This window comes from Chitinophagales bacterium (genome assembly GCA_020636495.1).
Lineage (GTDB): Bacteria > Bacteroidota > Bacteroidia > Chitinophagales > Chitinophagaceae > UBA5543.
Map to the genome: position 1 here is coordinate 2,119,866 of JACJXQ010000008.1, position 18,206 is coordinate 2,138,071.

19 protein-coding genes are annotated in these 18,206 nt (G+C 42.1%); 10 read left to right on the forward strand and 9 right to left on the reverse strand.

The genetic code is table 11. The annotated features are described in order from the left end of the window. The first annotated feature begins 56 nt into the window (after nt 1-56). The 4 genes from H6550_09315 to H6550_09330 are packed head-to-tail and all read left to right on the forward strand — an operon-like array spanning nt 57 to nt 4,096. Complete coding sequence (locus H6550_09315; GenBank protein ID MCB9046325.1) at nt 57-2,687, forward strand: valine--tRNA ligase; 2,631 nt, start codon at nt 57-59, stop codon at nt 2,685-2,687. 10 nt (nt 2,688-2,697) lie between these two features. Continuing rightward, complete coding sequence (locus H6550_09320; protein MCB9046326.1) at nt 2,698-3,183, forward strand: hypothetical protein; 486 nt, start codon at nt 2,698-2,700, stop codon at nt 3,181-3,183. Nucleotides 3,184-3,186: 3 nt separating this feature from the next. Then, nucleotides 3,187-3,792 carry a tRNA-(ms[2]io[6]A)-hydroxylase gene (locus tag H6550_09325; GenBank protein MCB9046327.1) on the forward strand — a complete coding sequence of 202 codons (606 nt, stop codon included), beginning with the start codon at nt 3,187-3,189 and terminating at the stop codon, nt 3,790-3,792. 13 nt (nt 3,793-3,805) lie between these two features. Beyond that, nucleotides 3,806-4,096: an N-acetyltransferase gene (locus H6550_09330; GenBank protein MCB9046328.1), complete on the forward strand. Its 291-nt coding sequence runs from the start codon at nt 3,806-3,808 to the stop codon at nt 4,094-4,096. A gap of 48 nt (nt 4,097-4,144) precedes the next feature. Here the strand turns inward: H6550_09330 and H6550_09335 are convergent, their stop codons facing one another. Continuing rightward, a complete protein-coding gene (locus H6550_09335) occupies nt 4,145-4,339 on the reverse strand; it encodes a cold-shock protein (GenBank protein MCB9046329.1) in 195 nt (64 codons plus the stop codon). Between the two features lie 243 nt (nt 4,340-4,582). Between H6550_09335 and H6550_09340 the strand changes: the two genes are divergently transcribed. From H6550_09340 to H6550_09365, 6 genes are all read left to right on the forward strand, one after another. Then, on the forward strand, nt 4,583-5,143 hold the full coding sequence (locus tag H6550_09340) for a hypothetical protein (GenBank protein MCB9046330.1): 561 nt from the start codon (nt 4,583-4,585) through the stop codon (nt 5,141-5,143). A 30-nt stretch (nt 5,144-5,173) separates the two neighbouring features. Then, nucleotides 5,174-6,430, forward strand: a complete 1,257-nt coding sequence (locus H6550_09345) for an ABC transporter permease (GenBank protein MCB9046331.1) — start codon at nt 5,174-5,176, stop codon at nt 6,428-6,430. A 17-nt stretch (nt 6,431-6,447) separates the two neighbouring features. Then, nucleotides 6,448-6,948 carry a phosphoribosyltransferase gene (locus H6550_09350; GenBank protein ID MCB9046332.1) on the forward strand — a complete coding sequence of 167 codons (501 nt, stop codon included), beginning with the start codon at nt 6,448-6,450 and terminating at the stop codon, nt 6,946-6,948. Nucleotides 6,949-6,969: 21 nt separating this feature from the next. Then, nucleotides 6,970-7,920 carry an isoaspartyl peptidase/L-asparaginase gene (locus tag H6550_09355; GenBank protein ID MCB9046333.1) on the forward strand — a complete coding sequence of 317 codons (951 nt, stop codon included), beginning with the start codon at nt 6,970-6,972 and terminating at the stop codon, nt 7,918-7,920. After that, entirely contained in the window at nt 7,910-8,260 is a 351-nt protein-coding gene (locus H6550_09360; protein ID MCB9046334.1) for a hypothetical protein, read from the forward strand. The genes H6550_09355 and H6550_09360 overlap by 11 nt, the downstream gene beginning before the upstream one ends. 136 nt (nt 8,261-8,396) lie before the next feature. Then, nucleotides 8,397-8,795 (forward strand): hypothetical protein, encoded by a 399-nt coding sequence (locus tag H6550_09365; protein ID MCB9046335.1) that lies wholly within the window; start codon nt 8,397-8,399, stop codon nt 8,793-8,795. 2 nt (nt 8,796-8,797) lie between these two features. Here H6550_09365 and H6550_09370 read toward each other — a convergent pair whose 3' ends face one another. The 8 genes from H6550_09370 to H6550_09405 form a co-directional block, all read right to left on the reverse strand. Beyond that, entirely contained in the window at nt 8,798-9,556 is a 759-nt protein-coding gene (locus tag H6550_09370; GenBank protein ID MCB9046336.1) for a tRNA pseudouridine synthase A, read from the reverse strand. Between the two features lie 44 nt (nt 9,557-9,600). Next, entirely contained in the window at nt 9,601-10,626 is a 1,026-nt protein-coding gene (locus H6550_09375; GenBank protein ID MCB9046337.1) for a hypothetical protein, read from the reverse strand. A 166-nt stretch (nt 10,627-10,792) separates the two neighbouring features. Continuing rightward, complete coding sequence (locus H6550_09380) at nt 10,793-12,376, reverse strand: DHA2 family efflux MFS transporter permease subunit (GenBank protein ID MCB9046338.1); 1,584 nt, start codon at nt 12,374-12,376, stop codon at nt 10,793-10,795. Nucleotides 12,377-12,401: 25 nt separating this feature from the next. Then, nucleotides 12,402-13,505 carry an HlyD family secretion protein gene (locus H6550_09385; protein MCB9046339.1) on the reverse strand — a complete coding sequence of 368 codons (1,104 nt, stop codon included), beginning with the start codon at nt 13,503-13,505 and terminating at the stop codon, nt 12,402-12,404. A 25-nt stretch (nt 13,506-13,530) separates the two neighbouring features. Beyond that, nucleotides 13,531-14,904 (reverse strand): TolC family protein, encoded by a 1,374-nt coding sequence (locus tag H6550_09390; protein ID MCB9046340.1) that lies wholly within the window; start codon nt 14,902-14,904, stop codon nt 13,531-13,533. Beyond that, entirely contained in the window at nt 14,894-15,523 is a 630-nt protein-coding gene (locus H6550_09395) for a TetR/AcrR family transcriptional regulator (protein MCB9046341.1), read from the reverse strand. The genes H6550_09390 and H6550_09395 overlap by 11 nt, the downstream gene beginning before the upstream one ends. 119 nt (nt 15,524-15,642) lie before the next feature. Next, a complete protein-coding gene (gene recG / locus H6550_09400; protein MCB9046342.1) occupies nt 15,643-17,742 on the reverse strand; it encodes an ATP-dependent DNA helicase RecG in 2,100 nt (699 codons plus the stop codon). 62 nt (nt 17,743-17,804) lie between these two features. Next, nucleotides 17,805-18,206 (reverse strand): biopolymer transporter ExbD, encoded by a 402-nt coding sequence (locus H6550_09405; protein MCB9046343.1) that lies wholly within the window; start codon nt 18,204-18,206, stop codon nt 17,805-17,807.

Sequence of the window (18,206 nt, forward strand, 5' to 3'; positions counted from 1 at the left end):
GTTATATTGGTATTATCTTTGCACTCTTTACTAAAAGTCGGATATAGTACTAAAAAATGGAACTCAGTAAGAATTTTCAGCATAAGGAAGCAGAACAGCATTGGTATGAACACTGGAACAAGTCAGGATACTTTACATCTACTCCTGATGACCGTCCGCCATACACTATAGTCATGCCCCCTCCCAACGTTACGGGAGTATTGCATATGGGACATGCTCTGAACAATTCTGTTCAGGATGTGCTGTTGCGCCGTGCTAAAATGCTGGGTTATAATACATGCTGGGTGCCTGGAACAGACCATGCTTCAATAGCTACAGAAGCTAAAGTAGTGGGTATGCTTCGCGATAAGGGCATCGATAAGAATAAACTGTCCCGGGATGAATTCCTGCAATATGCCTGGGAATGGAAAGAGAAATATGGTGGTATAATCCTGCAACAGCTTAAGAAATTAGGCTGTGCTTTGGACTGGAACCGTACCAACTTCACGATGGACGACCATTACTACGCTGCTGTTATGAGGGTGTTTGTAGAACTGTATAACAAGGGATACATATATCGTGGGGTAAAGATGATCAATTGGGACCCCAAGGCGAAAACTGCCTTGAGTGATGAAGAAGTAATACATAAACAAACTAACTCTAAACTGGTATATGTTCGTTATCGTCTGGTTGGTGATGAGGAAGAATACATCACAATAGCAACAGTACGACCTGAAACAATACTTGGTGATACTGCGGTGTGTGTGCATCCTGACGACCCACGCTATGCTCACCTGAAAGGACGTAAGTGCATTATACCATTGGTGAACAGGGAAGTGCCGATCATTTTCGACGATTATATTGACCTGGAATTTGGTACAGGTGCGCTGAAAGTAACACCGGCACACGATATTAATGACTATAACCTTGGCTTAAAACACAACCTGCCTGTTATTGATACGCTGAATGAAGATGGTACTATGAGCGAGGCTGCCGGTATGTATATCGGCCAGGATCGTTTTGCTGTACGTAAACAAATAGTTGCAGACCTTGCTGCCGCAGGACATATTGTAAAAGAAGAAGATTACAGCAACCAGGTTGGTTTTTCTGAGCGTACAGATGCCGTGATAGAGCCACGCCTGTCTATGCAGTGGTGGTGCAACATGAATGAAATGGCTAAGCCAGCTATTGAAAATGTTATGAATGGTAATATCCAGTTTCACCCGGCAAAGTTCAAGAACCTGTATAGCCACTGGATGGAAAACATCAAAGACTGGTGTATCAGTCGCCAGCTATGGTGGGGGCAGCGTATACCTGCATGGTATGATAGTGAGAACACGATATATGTAGCTGAAACATCAGAAGAAGCTCATGAACAATACAAGCAAAAGAAACCTGATCTTGCTGCAAAACAACCAGAGTTAAGGCAGGACGAAGATGTATTGGACACTTGGTTCAGTAGTTGGTTATGGCCTATGGAGGTTTTCGACTGGAATAAAAATCCTGATAATGCTGAATTGAAATATTACTATCCAACCAATACACTCGTTACAGCTCCTGAGATCATATTCTTCTGGGTAGCGCGTATGATAATGGGCGGATATGAGTTCCTTGGAGAAAAACCATTCAACGAAGTATACTTCACAGGTATAGTACGTGACAAGCAGGGTAGGAAAATGAGTAAACAATTGGGTAACTCACCCGATTTGCTGGAATTGATAGACGTACATGGTGCAGATGCGGTTCGTTTTAGTGTAATGATATCATCACCTGCCGGTAACGACCTGCTGTATGATGAGTCTACATTAGAACAGGGGCGTAACTTCTCTAATAAGATGTGGAATGCCCTCAGGTTGATAAAAGGTTGGGAAGGGCGTATTGCTGATAATGTAGAAGACAGCGATATTCATTTTGCACTTGACTGGATGGAGCAGCGAATGGCGGAAGCTTCTCAGCAAATAGCAGAACAGATAAAGGAATTCAAGCTGAGTGAAGGTCTTAAAAATATCTATTCACTTATATGGAATGATTTCTGTTCCTGGTACCTGGAGTGGGTTAAGCCAGGTATGGACCAGCCCATGTCGCATCATATATACCAGCGCACGGTAGATATGTATGAAGAGTTGTTGCAACTACTGCATCCGTATATGCCATTTGTTACCGAAGAGATATACCACAAACTTCGTGATCGCAAACCCGGTCATGACCTGATGGTTAAACAACTGCCTGCATACGAGAGTGTAAACAAAGACATACTGAAACAAGGTGATATGTTGCAGGAAGTTATCACCGCAGTAAGAGATGCACGTAATAAAAATGGACTAAAGCCGAAGGAAACCATAAAGCTATGGATAACTACTCAGCACAATTCGTTTTATGATACTGTACAGGACATACTGCGCAGGCAGATAAATGCCGAGTATATTGGTTTCACCGATGAAGCTAAACCAGGTAGTATTTCTGTTGTAGTACAGACTGACAAACTATATATTGAAGCTGAAACTGTAGTTGATACCGGTGCACAGAAAGAACAATTGCTAAAAGAACTGGAATACCTGCAAGGCTTCCTGGTGAGTGTTGATAAGAAATTGAGTAATGAACGTTTTGTTCAGAATGCCAAAGCAGAGATAGTAGACATTGAGCGTAAGAAAAAAGAGGATGCCGTGGCTAAGATCAAAGCACTTGAAGAAAGCCTTAGTTTGTTATAACTTTATAGAAATGAGACGGACAGCACAGATATTGATGTTATTATTGGTGGCAATAACAGCACCCAATGCTTTTGCTGATGAAAAAGACCAGGATAAGGAAAAGGCAAAAAAGCCTAAGCCTGTGCCAGTACCCGTTTATATAGGAAACAGCGATATAGATAGTGGGGTTATTTCAAAACAATTATTCGACTCGCTTTTGAGGCAAGGTTTTACCTCCCGCGATTCAAATGGCAGGGTGTTCGATGTAAAAAGTTTTATGTTCACTTATTGTGAACGTAATCTCTACGAAGATTCCATCGGTAATCCCATGATACTTACAGATTATCTATCCGAGTTCTGTTTTGATAATAAACTGAAAGATTACCAGTTGGAAGGTATCCTTTCACGTTCTAAATGGGGAGATACACTCATCCTGGAAAAGATCACCCTGAATGCTGCCGATAGTACCAAAGCCGGAGCACATGGTAAGCAGGTAAAACTGACAATAGGTAAATAAACAATGAGTACGGCAGACAACAGTATCCTGGGACTGAAAATGCCTACTGACCCAAGGTGGATAAACCTGGCATCCATTTCACTGGAAGAGATACTGACAGATCATGCTTTTTGTGAACAGAAAGCAGCTACACAATGTATCAGTATCATTCAGCAATATCCAGATAAGGATCAGTTAGTAGAAGTACTGTCTCCCATTGTTACAGAAGAGTGGGGGCATTTTAGAATGGTACATGCTGAGATGAAGAAACGAGGTATAGAACTCGGTCATCAACGGAAAGATGAATATGTGAACCTGTTATTAGCCAATCAACCAAAGAACGGCGTACCTAAAGAGGAAAAACTACTACACAAACTACTTACATGTGCCTTAATTGAAGCACGTAGCTGTGAACGTTTCCGCTTGTTGAGCGAAGGACTGGAAGATGAGACCCTGCGTAAATTCTATTACAAATTTATGGTGTCTGAAGCGGGCCATTACCGGGCATTTATAGACCTGGCAAAACAATATTATCCTGAAGATAAAGTAAGAAGTACCTGGAAGGAGTGGCTGAAAATCGAGGAGGAAATACTCGCGCAGTTGAAACCACGGGGAGACAGGATGCACTAAAAAATCTCTGCTCATGAATGTACAACACGAAGGTAATGATAAGAAAGCACGTTTCTTTTTAGAAGAAAATGGCAAGCGTATAGCACTAATGGATTACGTATATGCAGGTACAGACAAGTTCATTATTCAACACACAGAGGTAGACTCTGCTTATGAAGGTCGTGGGCTTGGGAAGATACTAGTAGATGCAGCTGTTGAAATGGCGCGGGAAAAAGGACTTAGCATAATTCCATTATGTCCATTCGCCAACGCACTGTTCAGGAAAAGACGGGAAGAATACCAAGACGTCACTTACAGGCAATAAAAAAGCATACCCCGTGAGGAGTATGCTGAACATTTTGGCATTGAATTATTAGTTGATAACTTTTACGTTAACTGCGTTTAATCCTTTTTTACCTTCTTCAACATCAAATTGTACTTTGTCGTTCTCGTAGATGTCACTCTTCAAGCCCGAAACGTGTACGAAGATGTCTTTACCGCCGTCAGCGGGTGTAATGAATCCAAATCCTTTAGACTCATTGAAAAACTTTACTGTTCCTTCTTGCATTGTGTATTTGTAATTAAATAGTAAAGAACAAAGGTATGGTTAAAAATTTGATTAGTCTAAAAAAAGTTTAAATATTTTCACGAATTTCAAATGGCTGATATTCAGACACTTAACAGGCGTAATTATTATTTTTTTGTTATGGGATTAATCATAAGTAGCTTATCATATCATTTGGGGGCTGACAAGAAACTATTTTAATTGATTGGCATATAAGTTGTTATATACCCTTAAACATTCAATAAAATGCGCAAAATCCTTATCCTTATTACGTCATTACTACTAATCGATATCACAGCATGTTTATATTCATGCCAAATAGGTTGCGGTGGTAGTTCCGGCAATTATTGCTATTCGCTGAAAGATGTCAGTCTATCGGCGTATGGATACTCATCTACACCTTTGAAACAGGGCGAGCAAGTCAAATGGTCGGAACTTCGACTTGGGTTAGGGTTATCATACAGCAGTAATATGTGTCGTAAGCCTTCGACATTTAACCCGCTGGTGAATGCGGCTTATGCTTGCGACCCGGTTATCAACTTCAGGTATACTGATTCAGTAACTGCTATCAGTATTTTCAGTGACCATGACTTTGATGCATCACATAAGGCCGGTCATATCCTCAATGATTACTTCTCAGGGACTGATATTGAACAATTCAATAAAAGTTATGGAGATGACAGTATTATTTTCATACTGAAACATATGCCTGCGGCTACCGGGACACACACATTGTCAGTAAACCTGGAGTTTTCTAATGGTGTAATAAGAAAAGTAGAAGCGATACCCGTAAACATTGAAAAATAATCTCGGTACTAAGCCTTAAATTTGTTCCGGATGAACAACCCCGGTCAGATAGTATTAACCAGCATAACACAGGCAATTCATGAATTGCGTGCTAACAAGTTACGTACCTTTCTGTCTTTGCTGGGCATCACGATTGGTATTTTCTGCATTATTGCCGTGTTTACGGTGCTTGATAGTATGAAAAACAATATCCGAACAGAGATATCCAGCCTCGGGAGCGATGTACTATACATTGGCCGCTGGCCATGGATGGACGAGGGTGGGGAATACAAATGGTGGGAGTTCCTGCGCAGGCCAAGCATGGGGCCCACGGAACTTAAAGCTGTAGAACGTGATGTTAAAACGATCGAGTTTGCTACACTTTCTTACAGGGATGGTGGATTGAGCCTGAAACATAATGACCTTGAAATAACAGGCATTACCGGTTATGCTGTAACCAATTTTTTTGATAAGATACAGAATATAGAAATTGATGACGGCAGGTACCTTAGCCTTTCTGAAATAGATGGCGGTGCAAATTCAGTTGTAATAGGCAGTGCAGTATATGATGCATTATTCCCGGGCGGCAGTTCTGCAATAGGCAAAAAGATATCCTTCAGGGGCAGAAGCTTCAATGTAGTGGGGGTAATGCGTAAAGTAGGTCAGAATATGGCCGGATTCAATTTTGACAATGGTATCATTTATTCCTACTATGCTGCTGCAGGTATGGTAGATGTAAAGTCATTGAACAATGACCCGACACTTATTATCAAAACCGGCAATGCGATCAGCCTTGAAGATACGAAGCTGGAAGTGGAAGGGGCCTTGCGCAGAGTTAGAAAAGTAAGGCCGGGGGAGAAGAACAACTTTGCTATTAACCAACTGAGCCAGATCACAGAACGCTTGGAAATGATGTTTGGGAAAATTGACCTGATAGCCATTGTAATCGGTGGATTTTCAATACTAGTCGGTGCGTTTGGCATTGCCAATATCATGTTTGTAACCGTAAAAGAACGTACCAAAATGATTGGACTGAAAAAAGCAATTGGTGCAAAGTCAGGCAGTATATTATTAGAGTTCCTGGTTGAAGCTGTTACTTTAAGCATATTTGGTGGATTGTTAGGAATCGTCTTTGTAATGTTATTGGCAGTTATCTTGTCATCCTTTGCAGATTTCGCAGTCAGGTTATCTTTACAAAACTTTATTATTGGTATCAGCATATCGGCTGTTGTTGGAATACTGGCAGGGTTTATTCCGGCCCGTACTGCATCAAGATTAAACCCGGTAGTGGCTATTCGCTCTCATTAAAATATTATCTTCAATACATGGGCAAACAACGCACAATAATTCTGGATAAAGAACGCATCAATTGGAAGCTGCAACGTATGGCTTACCAGGTTTGGGAAAACTACAGTAATGAAAAGTCTGTTACCCTGATAGGTATTGAAGGAAGCGGAACTATTGTTGCCAAAAGCCTTGCCCGCAGGCTGAAAGAAATAAGCCCTTTACAGGTAGAAACGATAATCGTTAAACTGAACAAACGCAAACCTGTATCTGATGAAATAAGTATTAGTGAAGATCTGACAGGCAAAGCGGTTGTGTTGATAGATGATGTAGCCAATTCTGGCAAAACTTTATTGTATGCGCTGGCGCCCATATTGCGTTATGAACCTAAAAAGGTGATGATAGCAGTGTTGGTAGACCGCAGGCATAAATCCTTCCCCATAACTCCTGATATTGTAGGACATAGCGTGTCAACAACCCTGCAGGAACATATTGATGTAGAAACCGAAGGTGAGCACATAACAGCTGCTTATCTTCAATAATTAGAATAAACATATTTATAGATGCCCGTTACATTAGTAATACATGGTGGCGCAGGTAATATTACCCCTGCAATAATGACCCCGCAAGATGAAAAAGATTATAAACAAGGTCTGCAAACAGCCTTAGATGCAGGCTATAAGATACTTAATGGTGGTGGTTCTGCCATGGATGCCGTTGTAGCGGCCATTACCGAGTTGGAAGACAACCCTTTGTTCAATGCAGGCAGGGGAGCAGTGTTTACCAAAAAAGGGCTGAACGAAATGGATGCCGCGATCATGAATGGTAAAACACTGGAAGCAGGTGCCATTGCAGGCGTTCGCAACATTAAGAACCCGATCGTATTGGCAAGAGAGGTAATGTTGCATTCAGGGCATGTTTTCCTGAGTGGCAGCGGTGCAGCAGAATTCGCTATTTCAAGGGGGATGGTGCAAACCCCTGATGAATATTTCTTCAATAAACTCCGATACGACCAGTGGGTAGAGATACGTGATAGTGATTTCTACCAACTTGACCATAAAGCAGACAACCTGAAAGGCGCTCCTAATCCTGACCATAAATTTGGTACAGTGGGAGCTGTAGCCTGTGATGCGGATGGCAACCTGGCTGCAGGTACCTCTACCGGCGGTATGACCAACAAAAGGTTTGGCCGCATAGGCGATAGCCCGGTAATAGGTGCAGGCACTTATGCTAACAATGCTACCTGCGCTATTAGCTGCACAGGTCATGGAGAACCTTTCCTCAGGGCTGTAGTTGCTCATGATGTTAGCTGCCTGATGGAATATAAAGGTCTGTCATTACAGGAAGCCTGCGAAATAGTGGTAAAAGACAAACTGGTAAAAATAGGCGGCGAAGGTGGTTTGATTGCAGTTGACAGTTCGGGTAATGGCTTGTTCTGCTTCAACTCTGCTGGCATGTATCGTGCTATCAAAAACAGTGAAGGCAGAGAGGAGATAGCCTATTATGGCGAATAAGCGTAAAAAATCTTTTTTGCGCCGTGTAATGCGCATTGCACAATTTCTTTGTATTGCTGCAATGGTTATAGCTGTATTATTTAAGATACAGCATAGGCCGTTTATATATGAGATGCTGTTTACCGCACAGGCTTTTTCATTGATCTTCTGGATGTGTGCCACTGCTGAGGCCTTCATGTCGAAAGTACTGCCGGCCAAAAGTAAGTACATCTTGTCCGGAGCACTTATACTGTTAATGATTGCCGACCTGGTTGTTTTTGTTCCGCTCATCTTTCTCGTTTTCCAATGGGGCTACCTCATGCTGTCTCGTAATAAGCTTTACCCTGTAGTCCAGGTATAGGGGATTACGAATAGAGATAAACAATTAATATATTGCGCTAACAAATTGAATACCCATGTACTTTAGAATTATACTCAGTACAATAATATGCTTGCTATTAAGTTTTTCGCCATTTGCACAACCAACACCTGTGCAGATGAAAAAACTACAGGGTTATTACTTCAGTGGGAACGAATCTGTATTAAAAGACGGTGTAAACTGTTTCGTGATCCAAAAGAAGCAGGACTTTGAAAAGTTGTTCGGAAAGGGTAGAACAGATACACCCAGCTTCAGTAAAGAATGGATGCTGATATTGTTGATGCCGGCCACTAAAAAAGATATTGAACTGGAGTTTATCAGGGTGTCTATGAAAGCCGGCACTTTTATAGAAGTGTATTGCGACCTGAATAAACTACGTGGCAAATTACTCACTTATGAAGCCAACCCGATTGCTGTATGTACAATTCCAAAATTCGACGGAATAAAAGACATTAACTTTTACGAGGAAAGAAAAAAAGGATTGGAACTGGTTGAGTCGGTACAGGTGAAACGTTAAGCCTAATCTGTTATCTCAATCAGTTCACCTTCAGGATACACAATATCTTCAAGATACAGCCCATGTCCGGTCACACTGAAGTCAGCTAAGGTACAATTCCTGGCTTCTATCACTTTTCTAAAATCGTCAACTGTCAGTTTCCCTTTAGCGGCATTAAGTTGTGTACCTACCAGGCCACGTACCATCCCTCTTAAAAAACGATTGCCACGTACTACGTAATGCAACTCATCTTCATGATCTTCCCAGTGAGAGCCAGTCAACTTGCATATAAATGTATAGCTTTGTGTATTACGCTTAGAGAATGTTTCAAAGTTCTCAAACTCCAATAACGCCTTAGCAGTTTCATCCAGTATCGCACGATTTATTTTATAAGGATGGTATAGTGCTCTCTGGTATTTAAAAGGATCTTTTTTAAAGTATATCCTGTACCTATACTGCCTGCTGATAGCTGCAAACCTGCAATTGAACTCCGGATCTTTTGCCAGGAACATCCTGTTCACACCAATTTCATAAGGCAGAATTGCATTCAGCTTGTAGACAAAATTAGCTGTCAGCACCCGGTTTGTGTCAAAATGATAGTAATTACATAAAGCATGTACACCCTCATCTGTCCTGCTGGCGCCATAGCTGGATATATCTCCTCTGAGCAATGTAGACAATGCCTTATTTATGGCCAGTTGCACCGTTGGAGTATCTCCCTGCAACTGAGAACCATGAAACGCCAGACCGTTATATCTTATTTCCAGTAAATACCTTGCCATTAGCATTATCAGCCTGCAATATTACAGATTAATAGTAAATAGTGCTATTGGGTTGTTTTGTTCTTCGTTAATCGCTTTTCTATCTGCCAGCCTACCAGTGCAAACGATGCCGCAAGTATGATAAAGAATATGCCTTTATTGGTCGTATTCCAGAAGAATTCAAAATACCGGCTGTACAGGTTGATGAGTATGAATATAATACCGAAATCACGGGTAATATCATCCCTGTATTTTATTCCACCCAAGAGAGCCGTTATAGATGCAATGGCTAAAACTATTGCATATCCTATCACCTGTACTTGTCTCACTTGTTCCCATTCTGAATAGTGTCCATAGTTGCCAAAAACAGATACACCCCACAGCCCGGTAAAGAAAATTAATAACCCTATAATGTATGTCAACCTTTGAGAGAACTTCACGGCCCTTATCTTGTTCTGCAAAAAACTCAGTCCGATAACCAGCAAACCGAATATGGTAAAACGCATAGGGTAGTTCATACCCAGGAACAGATTATCCGTATTTTGCTGCCACTCACTAAACGAACCATAAAATCCCATGAGTGATAATACTCCTGCAAGCCACAGGGCTCTTGATTTAAAGGGTACGGCCAGTAACCATATAACTATGGTTATGGCTGTAAGTAAGCCCGTATATTGCGGGCCAAAACCAATGTCCTTACAATAATACACCAGGGCTGAAACCACAACCAATCCACCCAGTACCATGTACACTTCAAATATCAATGAGTTAAAAGAGCGCTTCTTTTTAGCCAGGTAACCAAACCATAAGACCGCGATAACGCTACACGAAATTGCGATAACAATATTCCCTATATTAAAATATTGTTTGATCTTTTCCAGAAATTTATCATCTATAAAGATGGCTGCAAAGGCTAGCAGGGTGCAGGCAATTGCTATTACAAAGAAATATTGAGCCACTTGCATACCTGCTTTCTTTTCAGAGAAAGTGCTACGTAATTCATTGGCTTTATCTTCAGATAACAGGCTACTTCTTTCCCATTCCGAAAGAGCATTCTCAAGCAATTCTTTTTCTTTTTTGTCTAATTCCATAGCTGGTAATACAGGGTATATCAAATATTAAGCCATTAGTAAAAATACGCAAATGTCTCTTTAGATATTTGTAACTTTGTACAGCCACTAATTTGAGGTTGCAGAGGGTGAGAACCTGTTTTGCAACAAAACTGAAGTCCTTGTACAATGCAAGGACTTCAGTTTTTTAATGCATTGCTTCTGAAGAATTGACCGGTGGCTGATCTTTTTTCTGCTTTACCAACAGGACAAACGGGATACATACCAGGAACATAGCACCAATCATCAGGAAAACATCCATATAAGACAGAACTACCGCCTGTTTGGCCACGCTGAAATCCAGCATACGGTAACTGTTACTTAATGCTGCATCGGCAGACATACCTTTGGCCATAAAACTGTGTTGCATGCCATCCAGCCTTTGTTGTACCGATGGATCGCTGATAGACAGGTGACTGGCGATATCACTCTTATGCTGTACGTTTCTGCGTGTAATGTAGGTTGTAATGATCGCAATACCGAACGAACCTCCCAACTGGCGCATCATACCCGTAAATGCTGCTCCCTGGCCTATTTCTTTACCTTTCAGTGTAGAGAGTGCCATGGTGGTAATAGGTATGAACAGCATCCCCATACCAAATCCTCTCACTATCAAAGGCCAGAAAAATGCGTCTTCTCCTGTATCAGGTGTCAGTATTTTGTACCCCCAGAAACTGTATATAAAGAACAGCAACATACCACCTGCCACCAGGTATTGTTGTGGCACACCTTTTTGCAGCAGCCGGCCTATTATAGGCATCATAAAGGCTGTAGTCAATGCTGCCGGTATCATGAGCATACCGGATTGTTGTGCTGTCCAGCCCAGTGTAGACTGCGTGTACAATGGAATAATAAATGTAGACCCATACAAGCCGAACCCAAGGATGAATGAAAGTATTGTTCCTATTCTCAGGTTACCGTTCTTCAATACCCTTAGTTCCACTATCGGGTTACGATAAGTAAGTTCCCTCCAGATAAAAAAGAACATACCTAATGCAGCAACAATAGCCAGTATAGTTATATAGGGGTCATTGAACCAATCTTCTTCCTGACCACGCTCCAGTACATACTGCAACGACCCGATAGCAAGTGCAAGTAAGGCGATACCCCCCCAGTCAATATCTTTCCTCGATGTCTTTTCATCATATTTCGGACTCCTTACAAACTGCAATGTCAGGATCGTAGCGATAATACCTATCGGTAGGTTGATATAGAATATATATGGCCATGAGTAGTTATCTACTATAAAACCACCTAATGTTGGACCAAGGGTAGGGCCTATGATAACACCCAAACCATATATAGCCTGCGCCATACCTCTCTTTTCAGGAGGATAACTTTCTGTAATGATCGTTTGAGAAGTTACCAGCAATGCACCTCCACCAAGGCCTTGTATGAACCTGAATGCAACCAGCTCCCATATATTCGTAGCATTACCACATAAGAATGAAGCTACTGTGAATATGATAATAGATGCAGCGAAATAGTTGCGCCTGCCAAACTGCTGAGACAACCAACTGGTCATAGGTACTATTATCACATTGGCTATCGCATAAGCTGTAATTACCCAGCCTACTTCCGTAAGAGTGGCACCAAGATTGCCGCGCATTTCATTTAGCGCAACGTTCACGATCGTCGTGTCAACTATTTCAAGTAATGCGCAGAAAATGGCTGTTATGGTAATGATAATACGTCTTGAGCCATATTCTACCAGGTCCTCATGTTGAGTCATATCTTACTCCTTCTTATTAAAAAAATTAGTCTACTGTTACTTCTACCTGTACGTTCATTCCTGCACGCAGCATACTCAGCATTTTATCCTTCAGGTCTGTGAATTCTATTTTCACTGGTACCCTCTGTACTACTTTAATGAAATTGCCTGATGCATTGTCTGCAGGTAATAATGAGAAACGCGCACCTGTTGCCGGAGCGAATGAGCTGATAGTTCCTTTGAAATCATGGCCAGGATATGCATCTACATGCACATGAACTTCCTGTCCCTGTTTCATTTTCTCAAGCTGTGTCTCTTTAAAATTGGCAACTACCCACACTGCGTCTTCTGCTACTATGCTGAACAGGGTTTGTCCCGCCTGTACCAACTGGCCTTCATTCACAGGTACTTTAGAGATATTACCATCTTCAGAAGCTGTTATTACTGCATAAGACAGGTTCAGCTCTGCATTAGCTACATCAGCCTCACGTTGCTTTACATTAGCAAGTGCTACATTCACCTGCTGAGAAGTTGCATTGCTTTGAGAAGCGGCTGCACTGGTTTGTTTCTGTGCAGCTGATTTCTGTTCAACCAATACCTGTAACTGGTGTTCTGCAGTTTCTTTTTGTGCCTGTGCCTGCTCATATTGCTGTTGAGTAATAGAGTGGTCTTTTACCAGGTTCTCATACCTTTTAAAATCCTGTGTGGCACGCCACACATTCACCTTCGCGGTCTCTATCTGTGCGTCAATGGTTGAAACATTGGCCTGCGATGAAGCTACCTGTGCTTTGGACGCACCTGTAGTAGCTTCTGCCATAGCCAGGTTGCTTTTTGCAGACTCCAGCGCAGCCTGTGCCTGTGCCAGTTGTATCTGCAGGTCCCTGTCATCCAGTATAATAAGTGTATCTCCTTTCTTCACATCCTGGTTGTCAGATACTCTTACCTCTTTGATATAACCTGAAACGCGTGGTATCACCGGGCTGATATCAGCCTCCACCTGTGCATCATCCGTATCTTCATGATGCATGGAGTGTATGATCTTTTTTCCTCCGAAAATGACACCTGCAGCTAACACAACTGCCAGTATGATCATGAACTTCTTGTTGGTCTTCTTTTTACCTTCCTGTTGTGTGGTATTTACTTCAGACATGATTATTTATATTTCTCGTGGTTATTTATTTTGTTATGGTTGCCTGTTCTAATGTACCTGTCACTTGTTTCAGCTTGTTATAAGCTACAAATGCGTCAGCTTTGGCAAATGCATGGTTCAATTTTGCTTGTAATAAAGCTACATCTGCGTCCAATAGCTCAGTAGTAGTAGCCAGGCTGTTGTCATATTTATTCTTCACTATCTTGTAGTTCTCTGTAGCCTGCTCCTGTGCTTTTTTGTAAACATCTATTTTCTTGATTGATGACAAGTATTGCTGATAGCTCTGTGCTGATTCAAGCCTTGCAGCATCACTCAGTATATCCTGCGTTATCCTTGTCTGCTCAAGTCTGGATTTGGCCTGTGCTACTTTAGAACCTGTCTTCCATAATGAAGATGGACTATACTTTATCCCGATACCTCCGTTAATAATATTAGAAGCCGTCAATATTTTAGGAACATTCAATGCTATATATCCACCTGTCAGAGCCAGGGAAGGGTAGTACTCACCCTTTGCTGCCCTTACACCTGCAAGAGCAGCATTCTTCCTCATTTCCATAGCTTTCAGATCGGCCCTGTTATTGAGTGCCGCATTTTCCCAAAAGCTGAAATCGTTGTTGTCGGAATAATTAGTAAATCCTGTTATCTCCGGTTCCAGCTCAGTATACTCATCCAGCCCAAGCATCAGATTCATATTGATGTAGGTGATCTTCCAGTTATTCTCAGCATCCAGCTTGGCCAGTTCTATATTCGATTGTTGCAGCTGTGCTTTCAACAGGTCGTTCCTGGCTAGCAACCCGTTACGCTCCATATTCTCAAGATCCGCTACTCGTTGCTGTGATTGTCTCAGGTTCTCATTTACGATCTCCAGTGCTGCTTTAGCTTTGTACAGGTTGCAATATGCTGCAATGGTATTAGCTATTACTTCATCCTTATCATGTTCAGCATCAAGTTCTGCGGCTTTTTTCAGGTACTTGGCAGACTGTATGCCATTATTGATCCTGAACCCTGAAAATATAGGCAGTGATGCAGAAGCCATGCCATACATAGCTTCATTCACCGTAGGGAAAGAACTTCCGCTACTACCTCCGGATGATTCCCCGGAACCTTGCTGGCTGCTACTGCTGTTTAAAGGGATTTTAAGGTTGAAGTTAGGTTGAGTGACCCTCATATAAGCCCCTGATGCACTAACATCAGGCAGTCTTCTTTGTCTGGATTCACTTAAAGCTGCTCCGGCCTCAACAGTTTTGGCTTCAGCCAGTTTCAGTTGCTTGCTATGTTGCAAACTTAGGCTGATAGCCTCTTCAAGACTTATTTTTTTGGCTACCTGTGCTGATATATGCGTTATGCTGACAATCATCAGCAACAGTACGATCAGTCCTTTTCTTGTGTTAGTCTTCATTTGTCAATATTGCTTTGAATACTTTCTTTAAATGTGTACTGAGTTTCTTTCTTATATGTGTTGCAAATTCTTCGTCAGACATGTGCTGCAGGTTATTCGATTCTTTATAATAACCTGATGTTGTAAGCATTTGATTACAGGTGCCAAACAGGGTAGTCATCAGTAGCGGAATGTCTACTCCTTTCCTGAAAACGCCCTTCTTCTGGCCTTCGTAAATAATACTTGCAACAAGGTTTTTGTTGCGTTGTTTGGTTTCTTTTATCAGTTGAGATATCTCATTCTCGCGGGTACCTATCTGCTCTCTGACCATGATCTTATGAAAATTGGTCTGGCGCATTATACGATCAATATAACCGTCAATAAGCTTGTAAACTTTTGCTAATGAATCCAGTTTAGCATCATTCAGGATACCTTCTATCTGAATTTTTACATCATTCGCCCTGCGTATGAAAAGAGCTTCAAGCATCTTCTCTTTAGAACCGAAGTAGTAAGATATCATTGCGATATTTACCCCTGCTTCTTTGGCTATATCTCTTACCGAAGTACCATTAAAACCATTCTGTGCGAACAGCTCTTCTGCTACATCCAGTATATGGTGTTGTTTTTCAGTAAACTCCATAATATTCAGAATTACGTTGCAAAACTAAACACTTGTTTAAAATCAAACAAACGTTTAATTAACATTTTGTCGATAAGGGCATAAATTTTGACTATCAATAAGTAATTATAATAGGATAATTAACTGATCTTGCTCCAGTTATTGGTAGGCTTGGCTTGTTGTAGTAATACATTTACTATGCCCTGATTCTGTGGGTGCGTAAGCTTAGGATCAACACCTAATAACGCCTGTGCGGCTTTCCTTGTTTCTTCCAGAATAGCTGTGTCGGTCATCAGGTCGGCCAGCTTAAAACGGAAAGTACCGCTTTGCTTGGTACCATACAGGTCACCGGGGCCTCGCATAGCCAGGTCTTTTTCCGCTATGATAAATCCGTTGGCGGTAGAGGTCATGATATCCATCCGCTCCCTGCTTTCTTTTGACAGCTTATTGCCTGTAAGCAGGATACAATAGGATTGCTCAGCTCCGCGACCCACACGCCCCCTGAGCTGGTGCATCTGCGACAGGCCGAAACGTTCGGCGCTTTCTATAAGCATAACACTGGCATTTGGTACGTCTACACCTACTTCAATAACAGTAGTGGCTACCAATACCTGTGCGTCACCGGAGGCAAAGCGAGCCATATTTCTGTCTTTCAGTTCCTGCTCCTGTTTACCGTGCACCATGGCAATGCGGTACTTATTTTCCGGAAAAAATACTTTCACTTGTTCGTAACCTGCCATCAGGCTTTCGTAATCCATCTTTTCCGATTCTTCGATGAGCGGATAAACTATGTATGCCTGCCTGCCTTTATCTACTTCGCTGCGGATGAAATCCATTACATGTGCCCTACGCATCTCGTTACGATGAACAGTCTTTATCTCCTGCCTGCCGGGTGGCAGTTCGTCAATAACAGATACATCAAGGTCGCCATACAAGGTCATGGCCAGTGTACGGGGAATAGGTGTAGCCGTCATTACCAGTATATGCGGCGCCGTTTCGTTCTTACTCCACAGCCGGGCCCTTTGGCCTACGCCAAAACGATGCTGTTCGTCTATCACCGCCAATCCCAGGTTGCTGAACTGAACGGTATCTTCTATCAGGGCATGAGTACCTACAGCTATCTGTATCTCACCTTCAGCTAATCCTTTCAAAATAGCTTTTCGCTCTTTACCTTTTACGCTACCTGTAAGCAATGCCACTTTGATACCCATAGGTTCTACCAGCTTACAGATACTTTTATAATGTTGCTGAGATAGTATCTCTGTAGGTGCCATCATACATGCCTGGTGCCCGTTGTCCATAGCCAGCAGCATAGACATAACGGCAACAATCGTTTTACCGCTACCTACGTCTCCCTGCACCAGTCGGTTCATTTGTTTGCCAGTGGCTGTATCGTAACGAATCTCTTTCAGTACTCTTTTTTGTGCACCTGTAAGTTCAAATGGGAGGTACTCATTATAAAATGTATTGAAATAATGTCCTACGGTCTCAAACTTCCATCCGGGCTGTATTTGATGCTGCACCCGCAGTTGCCCCACCTTTAGTTGCGAAGCAAACAGCTCCTCCCACTTCAGGCGAAACCTAGCCATCAGCATATGCTCTTCCGTATCCGGATAGTGTATCCACTTGATAGCATGATATCTGTCGCAGAGTTTATATTGTCTTATAATGTCGGCAGGCAATATCTCCGGTACATCTCCCGGTGTTATTCTGCTCACCAGTTCTTTGGTGATCTTGGCTAATACCCGATTATTAACTCCTCGGCCTTTAAGCTTCTCCGTAAGCGGGTACACGGGTGTCATACCTGCCTTTGCTGTTTCTGCGTTCAGTGGGTCTATGTCCGGGTGGGCTATGTTCGGCGTACCATTAAAAAAAGACACTTTCCCGAATACAAGGTAGTGTTGATTCTCTTTCAGGGTCTTCTTCATCCATTGTGCCCCCTGGAACCATATCAGTTCTATCTGTCCTGTATCATCGTAAAATGTAGCAGTAAGTCTTCTTGCCCTGCCTGTCCCTTCTTCGTATATATTGATAAGGATACCTATCAATTGCACATATTCCCCTTCGGTACGTATCTGGTTTACTTTGTTGAGCTTGGTACGGTCATTATAACGAAAAGGGTAGTGGTGCAACAGATCACCGGCATATTGTATATCCAGTTCTTTGCGCAACATCTCGCCGCGTTGCGGGCCAACTCCTTTCTGGTATTCAATGGGGGTATCTAATATGGACTGATGGATACTGATAATAATGCCTTTATAATGATGTAAATATAAGAAAGCTGCTGCGCTTTATACATTCATCATTTAGCATTGTCTATCGCGGCAACTACTTTCAGGTTCGATGCTTTTGCGGCGCGCATTACAGCCATCACATTATCCCAGTCAGCCTTTTTATCGCCATTAATAACCACGGTAGGCTCAGCATCATTGGCTTTTGCTGCCATTCGTGCTATTACAGGTTCTAACGAATCTATCGGGGTTAATGTAGTGCCTACGTAAAAACGCTGTAACGAATCAACGGTAACTACAACGGTTTGTTTCGCTTTGGTATCGGTCGAGGCTTTGGGTGTAAGCACCTTAACCACATTGGGGTTAGCCAATGTAGATATGATCAGGAAGAAGAACAGCAATATGAACAGTATATCGTTCAGTGCCGATGTATGTACTTCCGTTTTGTCCCTTAATCCTTTCCTCAGGTTCAT